This is a genomic window from Erwinia piriflorinigrans CFBP 5888 (assembly GCF_001050515.1).
Lineage (GTDB): Bacteria > Pseudomonadota > Gammaproteobacteria > Enterobacterales > Enterobacteriaceae > Erwinia > Erwinia piriflorinigrans.
Map to the genome: position 1 here is coordinate 304897 of NZ_CAHS01000015.1, position 22701 is coordinate 327597.

A 22701-nucleotide genomic window follows, 5' to 3' on the forward strand; every position below is an offset into this window, starting at 1 on the left:
CAATCTGCGCCCGCAGTCTGCTGGCTTACTCGATGCTCGACCCACCATTTATCTTAAACTGGATGTTCATGGTGAGGTCTTTCCCAGGTTTGCCCACTTCATAACGCCACTTGCGCATCGCCTGCTTCACTTCACGTTCAAACATATTGCGCGGCTCTGCCGACAATATCCGGATATTGTCCACCTGCCCCGCACTGTCAACATCAAACTGCACGCGCACCTTTCCTTCAATGCGTAAGGCAAACGCACGGGCAGGATAAGACGGCTTACCAACATTCAGCGCACGCGGTCCGTTGGATACCGCACTGGACGGAGATGGCGAATTTTTCGGCGCGGTTGCGGGTTTAGTCTGTTCGGCTGGCCGGGTCTCGAGCGGCGCGGATGGGTGCGGCTTAACCTGCGGCTTCGGCTTCACCACCTCTTTCTTCACCGGCTTAGGCTTAGGTTTTGGTTTTGGCTCCGGCTTGGGCTCAGGTTTCGGGATAGCGACCGGCTCCGGAACAGGAGGTTCAGGCACGGGTTCGGGTTCGGCTTGCGCTTCAGGTTCTGGCGCAATATCAGGCGGCGCTGTCTGTGGCTCCGGCTGAATTTCAGGTGCCACCATCGATACGCTAATGGGCTGAGACGCTTTGGGCATTTCTACGACCTGATGGAAGGAGGCATACAGCATGGCTCCGATGACCGCTCCATGCAATACGATCGAGCCAAGCAGCGGCAGCGGTGAGCGGCGGGGTAAATCGTTTATCAGCGTCGTCATAATTTTTCTGGTCAACATGTGAAGCGAGGATTTTAAATGCAAATAGCAATCAATTTCAATAAGGCCGCTACGATAATCGATGGTTCGCACCTTAAAGTTTATCAAACCGCCCTTAATAACCGCTGGATAATCTTTAGTTTGCACAAATGTTATCGATCGCTTAACGTGAACCCGAATTTCACCCCCGACAGGAGTTCTCAACGTGCTGTACGTCATTTACGCAGAAGATAATACCGACTCTCTGGAAAAACGCGGTGCCGTGCGCCCTGCTCATGTTGCCCGCCTACAGGTATTGCGAGACGAAGGACGCCTGATCATCGCCGGGCCGATGCCAGCGGTTGACAGTAACGAACCGGGTGTCGCGGGATTCAGTGGATCAACTATCATTGCTGAATTCACTTCGCTGGAAGCGGCACAGGCGTGGGCACAGGACGATCCGTACATTGCGGCGGGTGTCTACAAGCAGGTCACGGTGAAACCTTTCAAACGCACTTTCTGACCGATCGCAGCCCCGACGGTGAAACCGGGCCGGGTCAGGCGATCAAGGGATCTGGGTGATAAACAGAATCGAGCGGCGCTGCTGCTGACTGAGCTGATGTCGGAACGAATGCATGCGCCCATAACGACGTGATTGTCCCTCTAACCAGCGCGCCCGGCGGCGCTGAACCTGGCGTATCATGCGCCAACGCGCTACTTCTGTTTTACTTCGTCTCATAGCAGCCTCTGTCTGAATATCTGTATAAGGAAACTCGCGGCGCATTATAGACCTTAACGGCACGTTGTCAGGTCCGATCTCTTTCCGCAGTTTGGCGCTTTAAGGTTTGCAGCGCGGTGATCTGCACGTAAACTCACAACACTTATGTGTGAACGGGACTATTCACTTAATGACCACTTTTTACACCGTGATGAGCTGGCTGCTGGTATTCGGTTACTGGTTATTGATTGCCGGCGTCACCTTGCGCATTCTGATGAAGCGGCGCGCGGTGCCCTCAGCCATGGCATGGCTGCTGATTATCTATATCCTGCCGCTGGTGGGTATTATCGCTTACCTTTCTCTTGGGGAGCTGCATCTGGGCAAGCGTCGGGCCGAGAGGGCTCGCACCATGTGGCCTTCTACCGCTCGCTGGCTGAACGATTTGAAATCCAGTCATCATATCTTTGCCAAAGATAACAGTGACGTTGCCCAAGCGCTTTTCCAGCTGTGTGAAAAACGCCAGGGCATTGCCGGCGTCAAGGGCAATCAGCTACAACTGCTAACCAGCACCGATGAAACGCTGTTTACGCTGGTGCGAGATATTCAACTGGCGCGTCACAACATTGAGATGGTGTTTTATATCTGGCAACCCGGCGGGCACGCTGATGAGGTGGCGGAAGCGCTGATGGCCGCAGCACGCCGTGGCGTGCACTGCCGTCTGCTGCTCGACTCCGCAGGCAGCGTCAATTTCTTCCGCAGTCCGTGGCCTGCGATGATGCGTAATGCTGGCGTTGATGTGGTGGAAGCGCTAAGAGTCAGCCTTCTGCGCGTGTTTCTGCGCCGCATGGATTTGCGCCAGCACCGCAAAGTGGTGCTGATCGATAATTATATTGCCTATACCGGCAGCATGAATCTGGTCGACCCGCGCTTCTTTAAACAGAATGCCGGGGTCGGTCAGTGGGTCGATCTGATGGCGCGCATGGAAGGCCCGGTGGCAACGACTATGGGGATTATCTACTCCTGCGACTGGGAAATTGAAACCGGCAAACGTATTCTGCCGCCCCCACCCGATGATAACGTGATGCCGTTTGAACAGGAGAGTGGCCACACTATTCAGGTCATCGCTTCAGGTCCAGGTTTCCCGGAAGATATGATCCATCAGGCGTTGCTCACGGCAGTCTACTCGGCACGCGAGCAGCTGATTATGACCACTCCCTACCTTGTGCCCAGCGACGATCTGCTGCATGCCATCTGCACGGCGGCTTATCGCGGCGTTGAGGTGAGCATTATCGTGCCGCGCCATATTGACTCGCTGCTGGTACGCTGGGCCAGTAGAGCATTCTTTGGTGAGCTGTTGGCTGCGGGCGTGAAAATCTATCAGTTTGAAGGCGGCCTGCTACATAGCAAAAGTATTTTAGTCGACGGGCAGCTCAGTCTTGTCGGCACCGTCAACCTTGATATGCGCAGTCTGTGGCTCAACTTTGAGATCACGCTGGTGATTGATGACGACGGATTCGGCAGCGACCTGGCACGGGTTCAGGAGGATTATATGGCCCGCTCCCGTCTGGTCGATGCTAAACGTTGGGCGCACCGCGCCTACTGGCAACGTATTGTTGAACGACTGTTTTACTTCTTCAGTCCATTGCTGTAAAACGAGCCGAAATGCACAGCGCCTCCGGGCACCACAGGAACGATTATGGATTTGAACAACCGCCTTAGCGAAGATGAAACGCTGGAACAGGCTTACGATATTTTCCTTGAGCTGGCCGTCGATAATCTCGATCCTGCCGATGTGATCCTGTTTAATCTTCAGTTTGAGGAGCGTGGCGGTGCTGAGCTGCACGATCCCGCCGAAGATTGGGCAGAACATGTCGACTTCGATCTTAACCCGGATTTTTTTGCCGAGGTGCTGATTGGTCTTGGCGAAGCTGACGGAGAGCCGATTAACGACGTCTTTGCCCGCGTGCTGATCTGCCGTGAGAAAGACCACAAGCTGTGCCACATTCTGTGGAAAGAGTGAGTCATCCGGCGAGTTGAGCGTGGCTGCGATGCAGCCACGTTTCATGCCAGTAAGCGCCCTGTCAGAGCGGATCGACCCTCAGACAGGAAACCGCATGGCGGAAGCTGCCTTCGAGCAGTGGGCGAGTTATCGCGCATTCAGGCCCGGCAATCGGGCAGCGGGTGCGGAAAACGCAGCCTGAAGGAGGATCTATCGGTGACGGCAGCTCCCCTTCCAGTAACTCGATAGTCTTATTTTTCTCCAGATCGGGATCGGGGATCGGAACAGCTGACATCAGCGCACGGGTATAGGGGTGCTGCGGGTTTTGGTAGACCTCGTCGTAGGTGCCCAACTCCACCGGGTGACCGAGATACATCACCAGCACGCGGTCAGAGATATGCTTCACTACCGCCAGATCGTGCGCAATAAAAATCAAGGACAGTCCCATCTCACGCTGTAGATTTTGCAGCAGGTTGACCACCTGTGCCTGAATCGACACGTCCAGCGCCGAAACCGGCTCGTCGCAGATAATCAGTTTAGGTTCAAGGATCAGGGCGCGCGCGATGCCGATACGCTGGCACTGCCCCCCGGAGAACTCGTGTGGGTAGCGGTTAATCAAATTGGGCAGTAACCCCACCTTCATCATCATCCCTTTCACGCGCTCTTTCACTTCCTCGCGATCCATCTTCGGATAATAGGTACGCAAGGGTTCTGCGATAATATCGCCGATGGTCATACGCGGATTAAGTGAAGCCAGCGGGTCCTGGAATATCATCTGAATATCACTGCGCGCAGCGCGCCACTGTTCAGCACTCTGCCCCAGCAAATCGCGCCCCAGCCACGCCACACGCCCGTCGGTGGCTTTCACCAGCCCGATAATCGCGCGTGCCAGCGTGGACTTACCGCAGCCGGACTCGCCGACGATGCCGAGAGTCTCGCCCTCGTATAACCGCAGGCTGATACCGTCAACCGCTTTCAACGTTTTGGGTGCCTGCCAGAACCACTGCCGACCGTCTTTGATATCGAAATGAACCTTCAGGTCGGCAATTTCCAGCAGGACTTTTTTTTCTGCCACGCTATTCATACCAACTCCTCCACGGGTTTGAAGCAGGCGCGCATGCGGCCCGGCGCAAAGACCTCGAGCGGCGGAGCCGTGGCGCAAATATCCATCGCATGTGGGCAGCGCGGCTGGAACGGGCAGCCTTCAGGCAAACGCAGCAGGTTCGGCGGATTACCGGGGATAGTCAACAGCGATTCCCCATCCTGTGCATCGAGACGCGGCACCGCATTCAGCAGGCCAATCGAGTAAGGATGAGTAGGCTGGTAAAAGACATGGCGCGCATCACCGTATTCCATCGTGCGTCCGGCATACATCACCAGCACGCGGTCGCAGATGCCCGCCACCACGCCGAGGTCATGGGTAATCATAATAATTGCGGTATTAAACTCGCGCTTCAGTTCATTCAGCAGGGTCATGATTTGCGCCTGAACGGTCACGTCGAGCGCGGTGGTTGGCTCATCGGCAATCAGCAGTTTCGGCCTGCACAGCAGCGCCATAGCGATCATCACGCGCTGACGCATGCCGCCGGAAAATTCGTGCGGGTACATCCTCATCCGTTTACGCGCTTCCGGCATTTTCACCGCATCAAGCATACGCACCGACTCTTCAAACGCCTGGGCACCTTTTAGCCCTTTATGCAGCTGCAACACCTCCATCAGCTGCTCACCCACACGCATGTAGGGATTAAGCGAAGTCATCGGGTCCTGGAAAATCATGGCGATTTGCTCTGCGCGCAGTTTATTCAGATGCTTTTCCGGCAGATTAAGGATCTCTGATCCGTTGAAACGCGCTGAGCCACCAATGCGGCCGTTGCTGGCCAGCAGGCCCATCAGGGCGAAAGCGGTCTGCGACTTGCCTGAACCGGACTCGCCGACGATACCGAGCGTTTCTCCGGCACGCAGGCTGAAATTCAGGTCGTTGACCGCCGTCACATCACCGTCCGGGGTGCTGAAGGTGACGCGCAGATCTTTCACGTCCAACAGAGGTTCGCTTCCCTGGGGCTTCGCCATCGCTGGCTTTAATTTAATTACGCTCATTGGGAAACTCCTTAACGATCTTTCGGGTCGAGGGCATCACGTAAACCATCGCCGATAAAGTTGAAACAGAACAGGGTAACCACCAGAAATGATGCTGGCCAAAGCAAGAGCCACGGCGAGACCTCCATCGAATTAGCCCCATCACTCAATAGCGCGCCCCAGCTGCTTAACGGCTCCTGGGTGCCCAGGCCGAGAAAGCTAAGGAACGATTCAAACAGGATCATACTCGGCACCAGCAGCGAGGCGTACACCACCACGACCCCAAGTACGTTTGGCACGATATGGCGCATCACGATATTGAGGGTGGAAACGCCCCCCACCTCGGCGGCTTCAATAAACTCTTTGCGCTTCAGGCTCAGAGTCTGGCCGCGCACGATACGCGCCATATCCAGCCAAGAAACCATGCCGATGGCGACAAATATCAGCAGGATGTTTTGGCCGAAGAGCGTCACCAGCAGGATTACGAAGAACATAAACGGGAAAGAGTTGAGGATCTCCAGCAGGCGCATCATTATCGAATCGCTTTTGCCCCCAAGATAGCCCGCCAGGGTGCCATACAGCGTACCGACGACCACCGCCACCAGCGCGGCGGCAACACCAACCATCAGCGAGATACGCCCGCCAATCGCCACCCGCACCAGCAGATCGCGCCCGGAGGAGTCGGTGCCCATATAATGACCGGAAGCCATGTCCGGCGCGGCTGACATCATCGCCCAGTCGGTGTCGTCATAGGCAAACGGCGACAGCATTGGTGCCAGCACCACGAACAGCGTCACCAGCAGCAGTACAAACAGGCTGGCCAACGCCGCGCGGTTATGGATAAAGCGGCGACGCGCATCCTGCCACAGGCTGCGCCCTTCTATTTCAAGCTTTTCGCTGAAGTTATCCAGGGCTTCGCTGTTTTTATTTCTTAACATCATTGCCAGCTCCAGAATCAGTAGCGAATTTTTGGATCGATTACGGCGTACAGCACGTCAACAATCGCGTTAAACAAAATGGTTAATGTGCCGACCAGAATGGTCAGGCTCAACACCAGTGAATAGTCGCGGTTAAGCGCCCCATTAACAAACAGCTGGCCAATGCCGGGCAGGCCATAAATCGTTTCAATCACCATCGAGCCGGTAATAATGCCGACAAAAGCGGGGCCGAGGTAGGAAAGCACCGGCAGCAGCGCGGGTTTCAGCGCATGACGCAGCACGATGCGGTGCATCGGCAGGCCTTTGGCGCGGGCGGTACGGATAAAGTTGGAGTGCAGGACTTCAATCATTGAGCCACGGGTGATACGCGCGATACTGGCAATATATGCCAGCGACAGCGCCACCATTGGCAGGATCATATATTTCAACGCCCCCCCGTTCCAGCCTCCGCCGGGCAGCCATTTGAGGGTAATGGAGAACAGCAGCACCAGCAGCGGAGCCACCACAAAGCTCGGAATAACAATGCCGGTCATCGCCACCCCCATCACCGCGTAATCCCATTTGCTGTTTTGCTTGAGGGCGGCGATAACTCCGGCGCTCACGCCAAAGACCAGCGCGAACAGAAAGGCCGCCGCCCCCAGCTTAGCGGATACCGGGAAGGAACCCGCTACCAGGTCGTTAACCGAGTAATCTTTATATTTGAACGAGGGGCCAAAGTCCCCGTGCGCCAGCTGCTGAAGATAGTTGAGATACTGCTTCCACATCGGATCATTAAGATGATATTTGGCTTCAATATTAGCCATCACTTCCGGCGTCAGCGCACGTTCGCTGGTAAACGGACTGCCGGGTGCCAGCCGCATCATAAAGAAAGAGATGGTAATCAGAATAAAGAGCGTCGGGATCGCTTCGAGAAAACGACGCAGAATAAATTTTATCATTGCCCGTACCTGCTGGCTTTAAGCCGCAGCGGCACAACCGCTGCGGTGACATTGCGTTAAGCGGGCAGCACGCTGCCCGACCTGCTTAGTGTTTAATAATATACAGATCTTTATCGTGGATATTATCCAACGGATCTTTCCCGTTATAGCCGCCAACCCAGGGCTTCACGAGTCGCAGGTTTTTGTAGTAATAAACCGGAACAATCCCTGAATCACTGTCCAGGACTTTTTCAGCTGCGGCATAGTCACTGGCACGTTTGCCATCATCGCTTGCCTGTAGCGTTGCCTTCACGGCCTGATCAAAAGCTGGGCTCTTATAGTGAGAGGTATTATTGCTGCTGTCCGACAACAGCATATTCACGAAACTGCTGGGTTCATTATAGTCCGCACACCAGGCGGCACGCGCTACGTCATAGTTGCCCTGATGGCGGGTATCGATGTAGGTCTTCCACTCCTGGTTTTGCAGTTTAACATTCACCCCGAGGTTCTTTTTCCAGATGGAGGCTGCGGCAATCGCCAGCTTTTTGTGCAAATCGGAGGTGTTGTACAGCAGGTCAAAGGTCAGCGGCTTGTCGGCGGTATAGCCCGCTGCGGCCAGCAGTTTTTTCGCTTCTTCATTACGCTTGTCCTGGGACCAGGTGAACCACTCTGGCGGAGTCAGCTTAATGCCATCGGTATAAGGCGGCGTAAAGCTGTAAGCGGGATCTTCCCCCTGCGCCTTCACTTTATTCACCAGGATATCGCGATCCAGGCCCAGTTTTAACGCGGTGCGCACGCGCGGGTCGTTAAAAGGCGGCTTTTGATTGTTGATCTCGTAATAGTAGGTGCAGAGATAGGGTTCGGCGTGAATTTCAGCCGGGATCTCTTTTTTCAGCTTCTGATACAGTTCAATCGGTAAATAGTTAAAGGTCATATCGCTGCTGCCGCTGCGATAGCGGTTCGTGTCGGTCACTTCCGATGAAATAGGCAGGAAAGTGACCTTGTTCAGCACGGTGTGCGCATTATCCCAGTACAGCGGATTACGCTGCAACACGATACGTTCGTTGACCACCCACTCTGCGGGCTTATACGCGCCGTTGCCGACAAAATTCGCCGGCTGGGTCCATTTTTCGCCGAACTTCTCTACCGCTGGCTTATAAACCGGTGACATCGATGGGTGGATCAGCAGCTTATAGAAATAGGGTACGGCGTCACTGAGCGTCACCTGTAACGTGTGGGGGTCGACTGCCTTGACGCCGAGAGTATCCGGCGACTTTTTGCCGGCAATAATGTCATCGACGTTCAGCAGGTGACCATATTGCAGATAGCTGGCATAAGGCGAGGCGGTTTTTGGCTCGGCCAGTCGCTGCCAGCTGTAAACGAAGTCCTGCGCGGTGACCGGCTCACCGTTTGACCATTTCGCCGTGTCACGCAGATGGAAAATCCAGACTTTGCCGCCCTCTTTGCTTTCCCAGCTTTCCGCCACGCCTGGGATCACTTTGCCGTTAGCATCGGTGATAGCCAGGCCTTCCAGAATGTCGCGGTTGATATTTGATTCCGTTACGCCTTCAATCTTGTGCGGATCGAGCGACTGCGGCTCCGCGCCATTACCCCTGACCAGCTCCTGCTTATCCGCCAGCTGCACGCCGGTCGGAACCTCAGCAGCCCATGCCAGGTTGCCGGTCAGCGCGACCATCACGCCAGCGGCGATCAGCGTTTTCTTGGTGATATGTTTCATTGTTGAGAGACTCCTGTTTTATTTTTACCAACGAGTGCGGGCACCGTGGTTGTCCACTGTCGGGAAAACTTTGCCGGGCAACGGAACGAGTCTGCCCGGTTAGTTTTTTTATATGCGCTATATATGCGCTTTTGCTTGCTATCACCATAAAGCGTCTGGCAACCGCCAGACGCTTTAGTGTTTTGTTATATAGAAATATTTCACGTCCATATGATCCTGCGGGTCCTTGCCGCTGTAGCCGCCCACCCAAGGTTTTATCAGGCGGGCGCTGACGCGGTAGTAGACCGGAACCAGCGCCGAATCCTTATCCAGCAGCCCTTCGGCCTGCTGATAAATCTGCGCACGCTGCGCATCATCGGCAACGGTGAGTGACTGTTTCATCAGGCGGTCAAAGAGCGCGCTACGATAAAATGCGGTATTAGTTGAAGCATTACCGATCATTATATTGAGGAAAGTGGACGGTTCGTTATAGTCCGAACACCAGGTGGCACGCGCCACGTCATAGTTACCCTGGTGCCGCGTGTCTAGCATGGTTTTCCACTCCTGGTTCTGTAACGTCACCTGTGCGCCGAGGTTTTTGCTCCACATTGATGCAGCAGCAATCGCCTGCTGTTTATTCACATCAGAGGTGTTATACAGCAGCGAGAAGCGCAGCGGGTTAGCCGCACTGTAACCCGCCGCTGCCAGCAAATCTTTGGCCTGCTGATTACGCTGCGGTTGGCTCAGCGTGAACCACGTTGGAGGCGTTAACTCGACCCCATCGGTATAGGGTGGCGTCAGGCTGTAAGCCGGGATCTGCCCCTGTCCCATAATTTTTTCGGCGATAATGGTGCGATCCAGCGTCATTTTCACCGCTGCGCGAACTCGCGCATCGTTGAACGGCGGGCGGCGGTTATTCAACTCATAATAGAAGGTACATAGATAGGGGCTGACGTGAACCTGTGCGCCCAGCTGCTGTTTAAGCTGTCGGAAGCGATTCGGTGGCAGTGCGCTATTGGTGATATCAATCTCGCCACTACGGTAGCGATTAACGTCGCTGGTTTCCGAAGAAATGGGCAAAAATGTCGCCTGTTCGATGACCGTTTTGTCATTGTTCCAGTACTGCGGATTGCGCTTCAGCACGATCTTTTCGTTAATCACCCAGTCACTTAGCGTGTAGGCTCCGTTGCCTACATAGTGCGCGGGCTGTGTCCACTTCTCGCCCCAGGTTTCAACAGCGCGACGATTCAAAGGATTAAAGGCGGTATGAGCGACCATCGAGAGGAAATAAGGCACGGGTTCACTGAGCGTGACTTCAAGATGATGTGTATCCAGCGCCCTGAAGCCCAGCGCGCTTGCCGGGAGTTGATGCGTCAGGATCTTATCGGCGTTAAGCAAATGCGCCGCCTGGGCAAAGCTGGCATAAGGTGACGCGGTTTCAGCACTGACCAGTCGCTGCCAGCTGTAAACAAAATCGGCTGCGCTGACCGGCTCACCGTTGCTCCAGCGCGCGTCAGGGCGCAGGGTAAAGACCCACACCTTGCCCTGCTGGTTTTCCCAGCTTTGCGCCATGCCGGGTACCAGCTTGCCATGATTATCCGTGGTGACCAGCCCTTCCAGCAGGTTCTGGATTATATCGCTTTCTGGCACCCCTTCACTTTTTTGCGGGTCCAGCGAAGAAGGTTCCGTGCCGTTATTGATCGCCAGTTGCTGGCTGTCGTTTAGTTTAACCCCAGCAGGAATATCGGCGGCAAAGGCTGGCATAGTCAGTACACTCAGCAGCATTCCCGTACCCGAAGCTGTCCGGCCCCATGATTTAACATCTCTCATCAGTGATTAACCCCTTATAGTGAAAGCCAGCCGAACAGAGTGGCAGTGTACGATCCTAAGGCACTCATATAACTTGCACATCTGATGCCAATCTTTGCCAATTTATCAAAAATTATCAGAATGTTCCGGGTTAACCTAATAGCATGTTGCAAAAATGTTAACCACTTCTCTTTTAACATGATAAAAGCCAGGGGCATATCGTTATTTATTTTCGAGAAATAATGCTTAACACCATGAAATTGAACAGTTTAAAAGTAATTCACTGCGCAATTCGCACAAATAACCGACAAAGGGCGTGTTATTTGAACAAAAAACTGTTCAATTCATCAAATTTGCTCATCTCCACTAAAAAAAACCTCTCATAAAGTGATAAAAACTGCCTTTTTGTCAATTAAAGCTGCAATGTATGATGTCATTCAAATAACATTTTCTTCCGAAGTTAATAACAAACAGGCTTTTGCAGTAATTACATTAATAATTTACTACTTAAATTAAGATTAATGAATAAATGCACTTTTAAGGTGCTTCAAAAAGGTGCTTTGCACTGTTATGGTTCATAAGTGTTACTCCAGGCAAAAAAAAAGCGCATAATATGCGCTTAAAATTCGTTCAGCTAGAATTAAAAACTAGCTAACTGACTAACCCTGGAAACAAAGCACGAATACCGGTCACCATAAACTCAATCCCCAACGCCATCAGCAACAGGCCCATGATACGCGTCACCACGTTGATACCGGTCTGCCCCAGCGCCCTGACTAACAAAGGCGCAACACGGAACAGCAACCAGCAGCAGCCGGCGAACAGGGCAATGGCCAGGCTGAAACCCAGCAGATTCTGCCAGCTGTTATAGCGTGTGCTCCAGACAATGGTAGAACTGATCGCCCCTGGCCCCGCCATCAACGGAAGCGCCAAAGGAACAACGCCGATACTTTCGCGAATAGCCGTCTCTGACTTTTCCTGCTTGTTCTGTTTATCCTCGCCCAGTTTGCCGCTGATCATCGACATAGCAATGGTCACCACCAGTATGCCGCCAGCGATGCGAAATGAATCTATTGAGATACCGAAGATATGCAGGATGCCATCCCCGAGAAACAGTGCGGTCCACAAAATGATCGCCACCGACAAATTGGCCGTCAGGTTGGTTTTGTGGCGGGCTACCGGGATCTGATCGCGCGTCATACTGATGAATACCGGAATAATGCCAATCGGATTCACCAGGGCAAACAGGCCAACAAAGAATTTAATATAAACAGAAAGATCTAACAGTGCAGTGTTCACAGCACGCTCCGTGGGCGAGGACAGCTTGATGGCGGCTAATGTAATGGAAATTCACGTTGCTGACCATCCCTGCGGCAATGACGTTATCGCTGCCCCATCGTTCTGTCAGGATGCCCGTATGGGAACTAATTATCTAAGTTGGAGAAACTTCATGTCAAATATAAAAACACTTTAGTTTTATCATCGGTGTGGTTGGCGTTTTTCGCGTATTTTTATGACCTGTTGCTATTTACGCTTTCGCTAATACATTATCGACCATTTCAAATATTCATTAAAATATTACCAGCGCTAGCGCCTCCGAAAGCGATTGGCAGGCAAGCGCCCACCGTCACATTAAAATTACGATCTCATACAGAGCAGTCAATAAGAAAAAATAAGGTATAAACAAACTTTCTCTCACGATCAGGCAAAGGGAGTAAACCACACAGAGATATAATTACTAATGAATACAATGAGAAAAGAAAGATCTTAAGCAGATCGCGATGGGTTTCCGCCGGGAGAAAATCGCCGTATCCAGCCCCATGCTGTGCGATGGTATTGAGATGCTGCTGAAATTTTTGGGTAATATCTATCCGTTCTGAGCCAAACAATTCGCCTACGGGTTCAATGCCCATGAACTTTTACCCATTGATATGAAATGGTGACTTTATTTTAAAAAGAGCATACCCAAAAGTAAGCTGTGCTTAGCGCGGCATGTACTGAATAACTAACAGACAGAAGTCAATTTAAAAAGTCATATCTCTATGCAACTCGCGCCCTTTATCCTGTCTGTTTATCAGCTGAATAAAGTCGAGATTATTGGCGTATTTTACAAGCGGCTTAAATATTTATCACAGGGGAGATAATTAAAAATTACTGTTTTTAATTTTTCACCGCCGGATGGGTAAAAGCTTCACTGGTTCAGACATTGGAAAGCGATCCGCTCGCTGGATATCAGAATAAGGGAAAAACCAATCGCGAGGCTGAATGGTGCCAGCTTATAACATTGATGATCTGGGTCATCTTCCCACCTTTAAGCAAACGCTATGCTCAGACACGTACCCGCATGAAGGCACGCTAAGCCCCTCGGCTGTCTCTGATGCGCAGACTCTTTGAGTAAAGCTGTAGGGACCGTTCAGACCCGCCGCCCGTACATCCAGACCGCAGCAGGCCTTAAACGATGAATTTTGCAGTTTTACTCATTAAGTTTAATTTGCAGGAGAGCATGATGACCGTAACGAATGTTGCTGAACTCAACGCGCTGGTTGAACGGGTTAAAAAAGCCCAGCGCACTTACGCCAGCTTTACCCAAGAGCAGGTCGACAAAATTTTTCGCTCGGCGGCACTGGCAGCAGCCGATGCCCGTATTCCGCTGGCTAAAATGGCGGTTGCTGAATCAGGCATGGGTATCGTTGAGGATAAAGTGATTAAAAACCATTTCGCCTCGGAATATATCTATAATGCGTACAAAGATGAAAAAACCTGCGGCATCCTGGAAAGTGATGACACCTTCGGTACTATCACCATTGCGGAACCGGTTGGCCTTATCTGCGCTATCGTCCCCACCACTAACCCCACCTCAACGGCTATTTTTAAAGCGCTGATCGCCCTGAAAACTCGTAACGCGGTTATCTTCTCGCCTCACCCACGCGCGAAAGATGCCACTAATCAGGCGGCGAGCATTGTGCTACAGGCAGCCATTGCCGCCGGGGCACCCGCAGATATTATTAGCTGGATTGACCAGCCTTCCGTTGAGCTGTCGAACCAACTGATGCACCATCCGGATATTAATCTGATCCTTGCCACCGGCGGGCCAGGCATGGTCAAAGCGGCATACAGTTCAGGGAAGCCTGCCATCGGCGTTGGGGCAGGTAACACGCCGGTGGTCATTGATGAGTACGCGGATATTAAGCGCGCCGTGGCCTCTATCCTGATGTCGAAAACCTTTGATAACGGCGTGATCTGTGCTTCAGAGCAGTCGGTGATTATTGTGGAAAGCATCTATGACGCGGTACGTGAACGTTTCGCCACTCACGGTGGCTATGTGCTGCAAGGCAGAGAATTGCAGTCGGTACAGGAGATCATCCTGAAAAATGGTGCATTAAATGCCGCTATTGTCGGCCAACCAGCGGTAAAAATTGCCGAACTGGCCGGGATTGACGTCCCCGCGAGCACAAAAATTCTGATTGGTGAAGTGCAACAGACTGATGAGTCAGAGCCTTTTGCTCACGAAAAACTGTCACCCATGCTGGCGATGTATCGGGCAAAAGATTTCTCCGACGCGCTGGTTAAAGCGGAAAAGCTGGTGGCAATGGGCGGTATTGGCCATACATCCTGCCTTTATACCGACCAGGATAATCAGCCGGATCGTGTGCATGCCTTCGGTGGCAGAATGAAAACCGCACGTATTCTGATCAACACGCCGGCATCCCAAGGCGGGATTGGCGATCTGTATAACTTTAAACTCGCGCCCTCGCTAACTCTCGGCTGCGGCTCCTGGGGGGGGAATTCAATTTCAGAGAATGTCGGTCCCAAACACCTTATCAACAAGAAAACCGTCGCCAAACGAGCAGAAAATATGTTGTGGCATAAACTTCCTAAGTCAATCTACTTCCGTCGAGGCTCATTGCCCATTGCACTGGAAGAGGTCGCCGATGACGGTGCAAAACGTGCGTTTATCGTCACTGACCGTTTCTTATTTAATCAGGGCTATGCTGAACAGATTATTAAGGTGCTCAAAGCCCGTGGGGTGGAAACAGCAGTGTTTTCCGAGGTGGCCGCCGACCCGACACTGAGCATCGTGCGTAAGGGCGCAGAACAGATGCACTCTTTTAAGCCCGACGTTATTATCGCGCTGGGCGGTGGTTCACCGATGGATGCGGCAAAAATCATGTGGGTGCTATACGAACATCCCGAAACCCACTTCGCCGACCTGGCGCTGCGTTTTATGGATATCCGCAAACGCATCTACCGCTTCCCGAAGATGGGCGTAAAAGCGAAGCTGATTGCCGTCACCACCACCTCGGGTACCGGTTCTGAAGTCACGCCGTTCGCCGTCGTCACCGATGACGCGACCGGGCAGAAATATCCGCTGGCAGACTATGCTCTGACGCCTGATATGGCCATTGTTGATGCCAATCTGGTGATGGATATGCCAAAATCCCTCTGCGCCTTCGGGGGACTGGACGCCGTTACCCATGCGCTGGAGGCTTATGTTTCCGTACTGGCTAATGAATATTCGGACGGCCAGGCGCTACAGGCGTTGAAGCTGCTACAGGAGAACCTCCCGGCCAGCTATCACCAGGGGGCCAAAAACCCGCTGGCGCGTGAGCGGGTGCATAATGCCGCCACCATTGCCGGCATCGCCTTTGCCAATGCTTTCCTCGGCGTATGTCACTCAATGGCGCATAAACTCGGATCGGAGTTTCATCTGCCGCACGGTCTGGCCAACGCGCTGCTAATATGTAACGTGATCCGCTATAACGCCAATGATAATCCCACTAAGCAGACCGCTTTCAGCCAGTATGATCGCCCACAGGCGCGCCGCCGCTATGCAGAAATTGCTGACCATCTGCATCTGAGTGCACCATCGGATCGAACCGCGCAGAAAATTGAAAAACTGCTGGCGTGGCTGGATAACCTAAAAACCGAGCTCGGCATTCCGGCATCCATTCGTGAAGCGGGCGTACAGGAAGCTGATTTCCTGGCAAAAGTCGACAAGCTGACCGAAGATGCTCTTGATGATCAGTGCACCGGAGCGAATCCCCGTTTCCCATTGATTGCCGAGCTGAAGCAGGTCTTACTGGACAGTTTCTATGGTCGCAAATTTTGCGAAAATCGGGATAATCCAACCGGGGGCGTCACGCCGCAGATTGCTGTAAAAAAAGTGGATAAAAAGCTGAAAGGATTGAGTCAGGCATGACCCGATAAAACTCGCAGCCAACTGCGCTGCGGGTGATTTCAATCGGACTAATAAACAAAGTGCCGTTTCAGCTTAACCAATACTTCCCCCTCCCGCACTTTATTGGCTTGCCAACAGGCCCAACCCACCGGGCCTGCATCTCTTTAAACCTCGGAAATACTCAGCTGGCCTCGCCACTTCGTTATACTCGAGGTAACAAACCTTAAATGAGTGACACATCAGGATGACATAGCTGTTATGCCCCTTACAGGCTAAAGTCATTGGCGGAGATTTAATAATGCCGTGAAGGTAACAAGCTGCGAAAACCGTTTTTTTAAGGGTAATCTGAATGCCGAAAAGATAACAATGCTCCCTCTCATCATGGCAGGGAGCATTATTCAAATGGCAAGGAAGGCTAACAGAACAACCGTCACGTACAGCGTCAAATCAGATAATTTTCGCCATAGGAGGTATTTCTTCAAAAAAAAAAGTAAGTAATACTTATGGACACTTTAGCTTTGAAAGCCAGTTAACTGGCGCAAATAAAAAGATACGTTTCAATTTTATCCAGGGTGCTGATTGCCATAAATAGCCTGTAGAGAACCTGTTGCCATCGCTTCTGTGTAATGTTTGCGGCAAACGGAAACATAACGCTCATTACCGCCAATTTGCACCTGCTCACCCTCTTTGAACGGCTTACCATGTTGATCAACACGTAGAACCATACTCGCCTTTCTGCCGCAATGGCAGATCGTTTTTAATTCAACGAGCTTATCAGACCATGCTAATAAATACTGACTCCCGGTAAATAACTCGCCGCGAAAATCTGTACGCAACCCATAGCAAAGTACAGGTATATCCAATATATCAACAACTTCGGATAATGATTTAACCTGTTCACGCGTCAGAAACTGACTCTCATCCACCAGTACGCAGTGGACCGATGCCCGTTGATGTTCCATGTTAATCTCATCAAATAGTGACGTACTGCTATTATATAACGTCGCAGGGGATGAAAGGCCTATACGCGAGCTCACTTTAGCTGCGCCGAAACGATTGTCGATTTCGGCGGTATACACTAACGTTCTCATCCCACGTTCATGGTAATTATAGGAAGATTGTAACAAAGCTGTCGATTTCCCGGCATTCATTGCCGAGTAATAGAAATAAAGCTGAGCCATCGGCCCTTACTCCCAGTTCACTAAAGATGGCAGAAGTATATCATAATCCATCTAATGGAACGGCCCCGCGCAGGCCAAAGAAGGGAGAGAGATGTAGAGCTGCAAGCACATCGGTGAAACTTTTTACGATTAATAAATGCTATATCTGCCTCATGCCGGGGATAGCAAGTCCACCCCACTCCGCATTATTAATCACACCGACCTATTTTGACCGACACTTTTACCATTCTGTTAACCCATTATTAGCTTCAACGGACTTATGACAAAATTAACTATTGCAGTTCCCAACCACCAACACTATTATTAGGCAGAATCATCCCTATCAATATAATTTAGAGAATCGGACTATGAGCGAAGCACTTAAAATTCTGAACAACATCCGTACACTGCGTGCGCAGGCAAGAGAATGTACGTTGGAAACTCTTGAAGAGATGCTGGAAAAACTGGAAGTGGTAGTCAATGAACGCCGCGAAGAAGAAAGCCAGGTACAGGCAGAAGTTGAAGAGCGTACACGTAAACTTCAGCAGTACCGTGATATGCTGATTGCAGATGGCATTGATCCTAACGAATTACTTTCTACTCTTGCTGCGGCAAAAGCACCGGGTAAAGCTAAACGTGCCGCTCGTCCGGCTAAGTATTCTTATATCGATGAGAATGGCGAAAACAAAACCTGGACTGGTCAGGGCCGTACTCCAGCCGTGATTAAAGCTGCTATCGAAGAGAAAGGTAAAAAGCTGGAAGACTTCCTGCTGTAATTTTACTCAAAGTCCCTTTCTGGCAGTTTAGATATTAACCTTTTGCTGCGATAACTTTAGTCGCTGCCACCAGGTATAAAAAAGGAAGCCCGCAGGGCTTCCTTTTTTTGAAATGAATTTTTTGATTTACCTCTGATAAAACTCTTTATACCAGGCCACAAAACGCGCAACGCCCTCTTCGACGGAAGTTTGCGGTTTAAAACCGATGACCTCATACAAAGAGCGTGTATCTGCGCTGGTTTCGGCCACGTCACCGGATTGCATCGGTAGCATATTCTTGTCCGCTACTATCCCCAATGCCCCTTCTAACGCTTCAATATAAGCCATTAGCGTGACAGGCTGACTGTTACCGATATTATAAACCCGATAAGGCGCGGAGCTGGCAGCCGGGCTACCTTTTTCAACCGTCCACTCTTTATCAGGCTGCGGTATCACATCTTGCAAACGAATAATGGATTCAACAATATCGTCGATATAGGTAAAGTCGCGCCGCATCTGACCGTGGTTATATACGTCTATTTTTTCACCGGCAATCATCGCACGGGTGAATTTAAATAACGCCATATCCGGACGCCCCCACGGACCATAAACGGTGAAGAAACGCAAACCGGTAGTCGGGATCCCATACAGGTGAGAATAGCTATGAGACATGAGTTCATTGGCTTTCTTCGTTGCCGCATACAGAGAGACCGGATGATCGACGGAGTCATCCGTGGAGAATGGCATTTTGCGATTGAGACCATATACGGAGCTGGATGAGGCATATAGCAGGTGCTCTACCTGATTGTGGCGGCAACCTTCAAGGATATTAAGATGGCCCACCAAGTTAGCGTCAGCATAAGCCAAAGGGTTTTCCAACGAATAACGCACGCCGGCCTGTCCACCAAGATGTATGACGCGTTGAAAGCGGTGGCAGCGAAATATCTCTGCCATACCTTCCCTGTCGGCAAGATCACCTTTGATAAAAGTAAAACCGGAGTGTTCAGCGATAAGCGCCAGGCGGGACGTTTTAAGATTAACATCATAATAGTCATTCAGGTTGTCGAGCCCGACAACCTGGTGACCGGCGTTTAGCAGGCTTTGGGTGACATGGAAGCCAATAAAGCCCGCTGCGCCGGTGACCAGATATTTCATACTACCCTCATTAATTATGCAATGTTCAAAGATGCTCCGCGGCCAATTGCATAATAAACAAAACCGCGCTTGCTGATCCTTTCTGGATCATACAGGTTACGACCATCAAAAATCACGGGTTCTTTGAGTGCGTTTTTAATTATGTCAAAATCAGGTGCGCGGAAGTTCTGCCACTCGGTGCAGATCACCAGTCCATCAGCCCCCTGTAACGCTGCTTCTTTGGTTCCCATCAGCTTCAGATCGCTACGGTGACCATAGACACGCTGCGCTTCGTCCATCGCTTCCGGATCGAAAGCCTGCACGGTGGCACCAGCTTGCCACAAGGCTTCCATCAATACCCGACTGGAAGCTTCACGCATATCATCGGTATTCGGCTTAAATGAAAGCCCCCATAAGGCAAACGTTTTGCCCCGCAGGTTTTCACCATAGTGACGTTTGATAAAGGTCGGCAGCTTGTGTTTTTGTGAATCGTTGACGTCTTCCACAGCCTGTAACAAGCGCGGCTGGTAGCCGATCTGTTCGGCGGTACGGATTAAGGCCTGCACATCTTTCGGGAAACAGGAGCCGCCGTAACCGCAGCCAGGATAGATAAATGAGTAACCGATGCGTGAATCAGAACCAATCCCCTGACGCACTTTTTCAACGTCGGCACCAAGACGCTCAGCCAGATTGGAGATTTCGTTCATAAAGCTGATTTTGGTCGCCAGCATACAGTTTGCTGCATACTTGGTGAGCTCGGCACTGCGGATATCCATCAGGATCATTCGATCATGATTACGGTTAAACGGCTCGTACAATTCACGCAGCAGTTCGACCACATCATCATTATCTGTACCGATCACAATACGCTCTGGACGCATGCAGTCGCTGACTGCCGCACCCTCTTTCAGAAACTCCGGGTTGGAGACGACATCAAAACTTAACTTAACGCCGCGCCCTTGCAATGTCTCTTCCATCACCTGCCGTACACGATCGGCTGTTCCCACCGGAACGGTGGATTTATCAAGCACCACTTTATGGTCTTGCATATGTTGAGCGATGGTACGCGCCACGGCTGTTACATATTTCAAATCCGCAGAACCATCTTCATCCGGCGGTGTACCAACAGCAATAAACTGCATGACGCCGTGATTAACGCCCTCTTCAGCGTTGGTAGAGAACTTCAGACGACCGGCTTCATAGTTCTGCATAACCAGCGGCGTTAGCCCCGGTTCAAAAATTGGAATGATCCCTTTCTTCAGATTTTCGACTTTATTTTCGTCGATATCGATGCAAAGCACGTCATGCCCAACTTCAGCCAGAACAGCAGCCTGAACCAGACCCACATAGCCGATACCAAATACGGTGACTTTCATTGAATTGTCCCGGTTAGAAATGAAACTTACTTTTTAATACCCACGGTGCTTTCCAGCCAGGCTTTGAAATCGCTGCCCAGCGTCTCGTGACGCACACCATATTCAACGAAAGCCTGCATATAGCCCAGCTTGTTACCACAGTCATGGCTTACGCCCTTCAGGTGATAAGCTTCCACTGTCTCTTTCTCCATCAGCATGGCGATAGAGTCGGTCAACTGAATTTCGTCACCCGCTCCCGGAGGCGTTTTCGCCAGCAGTGGCCAGATATCGGCAGACAGCACGTAGCGGCCGACAACGGCAAGGTTAGAAGGCGCTTTATCCGCTTTAGGTTTTTCCACCACGCCCACCATAGGCGCACTGTCACCCGGGTTCAGCGTAGCGCCCTGGCAGTCAACAACGCCGTAAGCGGTGACGTCGGCAACCGGTTCAACCATGATCTGGCTGTGACCTGTTTCATCGAAGCGTTTGATCATCTCTGCCAGGTTATCTTTCGACAGATCGGATTCATATTCATCAAGGATCACGTCGGGCAGGATCACAGCGACCGGCTCATCACCAATCACTGGCCATGCACACATGACCGCATGGCCCAGACCTTTAGCCAGCCCCTGACGAACCTGCATAATGGTCACGTGTGGCGGGCAGATAGACTGGATCTCTTCCAGCAGCTGACGCTTAACGCGTTTTTCCAGCATGGCTTCCAGTTCGAAGCTGGTATCAAAGTGGTTTTCAATTGAGTTTTTAGAAGAGTGCGTAACCAGCACAATTTCGTGGATCCCCGCAGCAATACACTCGTTAACGACATACTGAATTAACGGCTTATCAACCAGCGGTAACATCTCTTTTGGAATTGCTTTTGTCGCAGGCAACATACGCGTTCCCAAACCAGCGACCGGGATAACCGCTTTTTTTACTTTTGAGTTATAGGCAGACATCAAAATACCTCTCTTTATAGGCCGTTCAAGTGCTTACTTGATATGTCGATTTAAAAAACGAAGTGAGTATACCAGTTGAACCCACGCGGATTTATCCTGGTTAGGACAATTAATAGTAATTTAAGACTATTGCCCAATTTTAAAGGTAATTACTGGCCCTGTCTGCGCAGGCCAGTAAAAAAAAAAAGAGAGGAGTGATTACTTCGTAGACAACATCAGGCGCAAGCGCCCACCAGCGCCCCATACCTGACATTGCCAGGCATCGCCGCGCTGACTGATTTGATTAAAATGCGTGCTGCCAAGCGTCCCAAGTGGCACGCCGTTGCTAAGTTTGATCTGGTGGCTATGTATATTGAGCGTGGCATTTAAGCCTGCGGAAACCAGGATCAGGTTTTTTAGTCCCTGATGATAATAGCCAACCAGCAACGGAAACTGTCCGTGGAGGTTAGCCTGACGCAGCAGCAGATTGACCTGATTTAACAAGCCCCCCAACTCGGGTAAACGCTGCCCCTGCCCCGATAATTGTTCCTGAAGCAGGCCATTAAACAGCGCGCGCAGCAACAGTGCAGCGAGCACGCCATTATCACCTGCTCGAGTGACATCCAGACAATAGAAAGCCAGATCTTTATCAGAAAGCGCCGCAATATCCAGCACCAGTCCAGGCTGCTCGGCCATTGTCAGTTGGCGATAATTAATGCGGCAGTTGGCAATAGTTTGCTGAACCGGAGGCTGAAGCTGTTTGAGTAATTTGGCGGCAGCCTGCGGATCGTTAACCAGTGCGCCCCAGTCTTGAAAAAGCTGTTCATCCTCTTCCACTTTCGACGTGAACATGGAGGGATAAAGGCATTCAAATATCGCTTCCCGCAGCCGGGCAAGGTCTTTCACCGGCTTCAGGAGCACATCCTGCACGCCCAGGCGCAATACGTGAGCAATATCGGCCATGTTATCCGTTGCAGAAATCACCAGGATCGGTACTGCGTTACCGGTACTGCGGATATGCTCAACCAGCTTAATGCCGTTCATACGCGGCATCGCCAGATCGCAGATCATCAGATCGGGAGCCTGACGTGACATGCACTGAATCGCATCTACACCATCGTCAGCGTGAGTCACCTGCGCACCCAGCTCAATGACAAAATTTTCCAGCAGGGAACGGAAAACGATCTCGTCCTCAACGATGAGAATATGTTTTCCTGTTAGTGGTTTTTCCATTCCTTCCCCCTGCATAAAAGATACCTCAATAGTGGCCTATAAA

Annotated in this window: 20 protein-coding genes; 5 read left to right on the top strand and 15 right to left on the bottom strand. The window is 51.4% G+C overall.

The window, feature by feature from the left end; translation table 11 throughout:
- Positions 1 to 25: 25 nt before the first annotated feature.
- A complete protein-coding gene (tonB, locus tag EPIR_RS09620; protein ID WP_202813331.1) occupies positions 26 to 757 on the bottom strand; it encodes a TonB system transport protein TonB in 732 nt (243 codons plus the stop codon).
- 202 nt (positions 758 to 959) lie between these two features.
- Here tonB and EPIR_RS09625 point away from each other — a divergent pair, with 202 nt between their 5' ends.
- A complete protein-coding gene (locus EPIR_RS09625) occupies positions 960 to 1256 on the top strand; it encodes a YciI family protein (protein ID WP_023655187.1) in 297 nt (98 codons plus the stop codon).
- A gap of 42 nt (positions 1257 to 1298) precedes the next feature.
- Here EPIR_RS09625 and EPIR_RS09630 read toward each other — a convergent pair whose 3' ends face one another.
- On the bottom strand, positions 1299 to 1472 hold the full coding sequence (locus tag EPIR_RS09630) for a YciY family protein (protein WP_023655188.1): 174 nt from the start codon (positions 1470 to 1472) through the stop codon (positions 1299 to 1301).
- A gap of 169 nt (positions 1473 to 1641) precedes the next feature.
- Here EPIR_RS09630 and cls point away from each other — a divergent pair, with 169 nt between their 5' ends.
- Both cls and EPIR_RS09640 read left to right on the top strand, forming a co-directional pair.
- Entirely contained in the window at positions 1642 to 3102 is a 1461-nt protein-coding gene (cls, locus tag EPIR_RS09635; protein ID WP_023655189.1) for a cardiolipin synthase, read from the top strand.
- Between the two features lie 45 nt (positions 3103 to 3147).
- Entirely contained in the window at positions 3148 to 3471 is a 324-nt protein-coding gene (locus EPIR_RS09640; RefSeq protein WP_023655190.1) for an HI1450 family dsDNA-mimic protein, read from the top strand.
- A 61-nt stretch (positions 3472 to 3532) separates the two neighbouring features.
- Here the strand turns inward: EPIR_RS09640 and oppF are convergent, their stop codons facing one another.
- The 8 genes from oppF to EPIR_RS18715 all read right to left on the bottom strand — a co-directional run bounded on the left by oppF (position 3533) and on the right by EPIR_RS18715 (position 12820).
- The gene (gene oppF, locus EPIR_RS09645) at positions 3533 to 4534 is read right to left on the bottom strand and encodes a murein tripeptide/oligopeptide ABC transporter ATP binding protein OppF (protein WP_023655191.1); all 1002 of its coding nucleotides are present in this window, start codon (positions 4532 to 4534) and stop codon (positions 3533 to 3535) included.
- Positions 4531 to 5547 (bottom strand): ABC transporter ATP-binding protein, encoded by a 1017-nt coding sequence (gene oppD / locus EPIR_RS09650; RefSeq protein WP_023655192.1) that lies wholly within the window; start codon positions 5545 to 5547, stop codon positions 4531 to 4533. The genes oppF and oppD overlap by 4 nt, the downstream gene beginning before the upstream one ends.
- An 11-nt stretch (positions 5548 to 5558) precedes the next feature.
- Positions 5559 to 6467, bottom strand: coding sequence for an oligopeptide ABC transporter permease OppC (gene oppC, locus EPIR_RS09655; RefSeq protein ID WP_023655193.1), 909 nt, complete (start codon positions 6465 to 6467; stop codon positions 5559 to 5561).
- A gap of 14 nt (positions 6468 to 6481) precedes the next feature.
- Positions 6482 to 7402, bottom strand: coding sequence for an oligopeptide ABC transporter permease OppB (gene oppB / locus EPIR_RS09660; protein ID WP_023655194.1), 921 nt, complete (start codon positions 7400 to 7402; stop codon positions 6482 to 6484).
- An 85-nt stretch (positions 7403 to 7487) separates the two neighbouring features.
- Positions 7488 to 9119: an oligopeptide ABC transporter substrate-binding protein OppA gene (gene oppA, locus EPIR_RS09665; RefSeq protein WP_023655195.1), complete on the bottom strand. Its 1632-nt coding sequence runs from the start codon at positions 9117 to 9119 to the stop codon at positions 7488 to 7490.
- A 174-nt stretch (positions 9120 to 9293) separates the two neighbouring features.
- Complete coding sequence (locus tag EPIR_RS09670; RefSeq protein ID WP_048697284.1) at positions 9294 to 10928, bottom strand: ABC transporter substrate-binding protein; 1635 nt, start codon at positions 10926 to 10928, stop codon at positions 9294 to 9296.
- Between the two features lie 630 nt (positions 10929 to 11558).
- The gene (locus EPIR_RS09675; protein WP_023655198.1) at positions 11559 to 12206 is read right to left on the bottom strand and encodes a YchE family NAAT transporter; all 648 of its coding nucleotides are present in this window, start codon (positions 12204 to 12206) and stop codon (positions 11559 to 11561) included.
- A 347-nt stretch (positions 12207 to 12553) separates the two neighbouring features.
- Positions 12554 to 12820 carry a hypothetical protein gene (locus tag EPIR_RS18715; RefSeq protein ID WP_157037516.1) on the bottom strand — a complete coding sequence of 89 codons (267 nt, stop codon included), beginning with the start codon at positions 12818 to 12820 and terminating at the stop codon, positions 12554 to 12556.
- Positions 12821 to 13413: 593 nt separating this feature from the next.
- Between EPIR_RS18715 and adhE the strand changes: the two genes are divergently transcribed.
- Positions 13414 to 16107: a bifunctional acetaldehyde-CoA/alcohol dehydrogenase gene (gene adhE / locus EPIR_RS09680; protein WP_023655200.1), complete on the top strand. Its 2694-nt coding sequence runs from the start codon at positions 13414 to 13416 to the stop codon at positions 16105 to 16107.
- 542 nt (positions 16108 to 16649) lie between these two features.
- Here adhE and tdk read toward each other — a convergent pair.
- The gene (tdk, locus tag EPIR_RS09685) at positions 16650 to 17267 is read right to left on the bottom strand and encodes a thymidine kinase (RefSeq protein ID WP_023655201.1); all 618 of its coding nucleotides are present in this window, start codon (positions 17265 to 17267) and stop codon (positions 16650 to 16652) included.
- Positions 17268 to 17614: 347 nt separating this feature from the next.
- Here tdk and hns point away from each other — a divergent pair, with 347 nt between their 5' ends.
- The gene (hns, locus tag EPIR_RS09690) at positions 17615 to 18022 is read left to right on the top strand and encodes a histone-like nucleoid-structuring protein H-NS (RefSeq protein ID WP_023655202.1); all 408 of its coding nucleotides are present in this window, start codon (positions 17615 to 17617) and stop codon (positions 18020 to 18022) included.
- A 126-nt stretch (positions 18023 to 18148) separates the two neighbouring features.
- Here the strand turns inward: hns and EPIR_RS09695 are convergent, their stop codons facing one another.
- From EPIR_RS09695 to rssB, 4 genes are all read right to left on the bottom strand, one after another.
- Positions 18149 to 19156, bottom strand: coding sequence for an NAD-dependent epimerase (locus EPIR_RS09695; RefSeq protein WP_023655203.1), 1008 nt, complete (start codon positions 19154 to 19156; stop codon positions 18149 to 18151).
- Positions 19157 to 19170: 14 nt separating this feature from the next.
- Positions 19171 to 20511, bottom strand: coding sequence for a UDP-glucose dehydrogenase family protein (locus tag EPIR_RS09700; protein WP_023655204.1), 1341 nt, complete (start codon positions 20509 to 20511; stop codon positions 19171 to 19173).
- Positions 20512 to 20537: 26 nt separating this feature from the next.
- Complete coding sequence (gene galU / locus EPIR_RS09705) at positions 20538 to 21446, bottom strand: UTP--glucose-1-phosphate uridylyltransferase GalU (RefSeq protein ID WP_023655205.1); 909 nt, start codon at positions 21444 to 21446, stop codon at positions 20538 to 20540.
- Between the two features lie 198 nt (positions 21447 to 21644).
- Positions 21645 to 22658, bottom strand: a complete 1014-nt coding sequence (rssB, locus tag EPIR_RS09710) for a two-component system response regulator RssB (protein WP_023655206.1) — start codon at positions 22656 to 22658, stop codon at positions 21645 to 21647.
- Between the last annotated feature and the right edge of the window lie 43 nt (positions 22659 to 22701).

Excerpts from the sequence above, each read along its gene's own strand:
- cls (WP_023655189.1), top strand. The coding sequence starts at position 1,642 with ATGACCACTTTTTACACCGTGATGAGCTGGCTGCTGGTATTCGGTTAC.
- hns (WP_023655202.1), top strand. The coding sequence starts at position 17,615 with ATGAGCGAAGCACTTAAAATTCTGAACAACATCCGTACACTGCGTGCG.
- tdk (WP_023655201.1), bottom strand. The coding sequence starts at position 17,267 with ATGGCTCAGCTTTATTTCTATTACTCGGCAATGAATGCCGGGAAATCG.
- EPIR_RS18715 (WP_157037516.1), bottom strand. The coding sequence starts at position 12,820 with ATGGGCATTGAACCCGTAGGCGAATTGTTTGGCTCAGAACGGATAGAT.
- adhE (WP_023655200.1), top strand. The coding sequence starts at position 13,414 with ATGACCGTAACGAATGTTGCTGAACTCAACGCGCTGGTTGAACGGGTT.
- oppC (WP_023655193.1), bottom strand. The coding sequence starts at position 6,467 with ATGATGTTAAGAAATAAAAACAGCGAAGCCCTGGATAACTTCAGCGAA.
- EPIR_RS09640 (WP_023655190.1), top strand. The coding sequence starts at position 3,148 with ATGGATTTGAACAACCGCCTTAGCGAAGATGAAACGCTGGAACAGGCT.
- rssB (WP_023655206.1), bottom strand. The coding sequence starts at position 22,658 with ATGGAAAAACCACTAACAGGAAAACATATTCTCATCGTTGAGGACGAG.
- EPIR_RS09670 (WP_048697284.1), bottom strand. The coding sequence starts at position 10,928 with ATGAGAGATGTTAAATCATGGGGCCGGACAGCTTCGGGTACGGGAATG.
- oppF (WP_023655191.1), bottom strand. The coding sequence starts at position 4,534 with ATGAATAGCGTGGCAGAAAAAAAAGTCCTGCTGGAAATTGCCGACCTG.
- oppD (WP_023655192.1), bottom strand. The coding sequence starts at position 5,547 with ATGAGCGTAATTAAATTAAAGCCAGCGATGGCGAAGCCCCAGGGAAGC.
- oppB (WP_023655194.1), bottom strand. The coding sequence starts at position 7,402 with ATGATAAAATTTATTCTGCGTCGTTTTCTCGAAGCGATCCCGACGCTC.
- EPIR_RS09695 (WP_023655203.1), bottom strand. The coding sequence starts at position 19,156 with ATGAAATATCTGGTCACCGGCGCAGCGGGCTTTATTGGCTTCCATGTC.
- tonB (WP_202813331.1), bottom strand. The coding sequence starts at position 757 with ATGACGACGCTGATAAACGATTTACCCCGCCGCTCACCGCTGCCGCTG.
- EPIR_RS09700 (WP_023655204.1), bottom strand. The coding sequence starts at position 20,511 with ATGAAAGTCACCGTATTTGGTATCGGCTATGTGGGTCTGGTTCAGGCT.
- oppA (WP_023655195.1), bottom strand. The coding sequence starts at position 9,119 with ATGAAACATATCACCAAGAAAACGCTGATCGCCGCTGGCGTGATGGTC.
- galU (WP_023655205.1), bottom strand. The coding sequence starts at position 21,446 with ATGTCTGCCTATAACTCAAAAGTAAAAAAAGCGGTTATCCCGGTCGCT.
- EPIR_RS09630 (WP_023655188.1), bottom strand. The coding sequence starts at position 1,472 with ATGAGACGAAGTAAAACAGAAGTAGCGCGTTGGCGCATGATACGCCAG.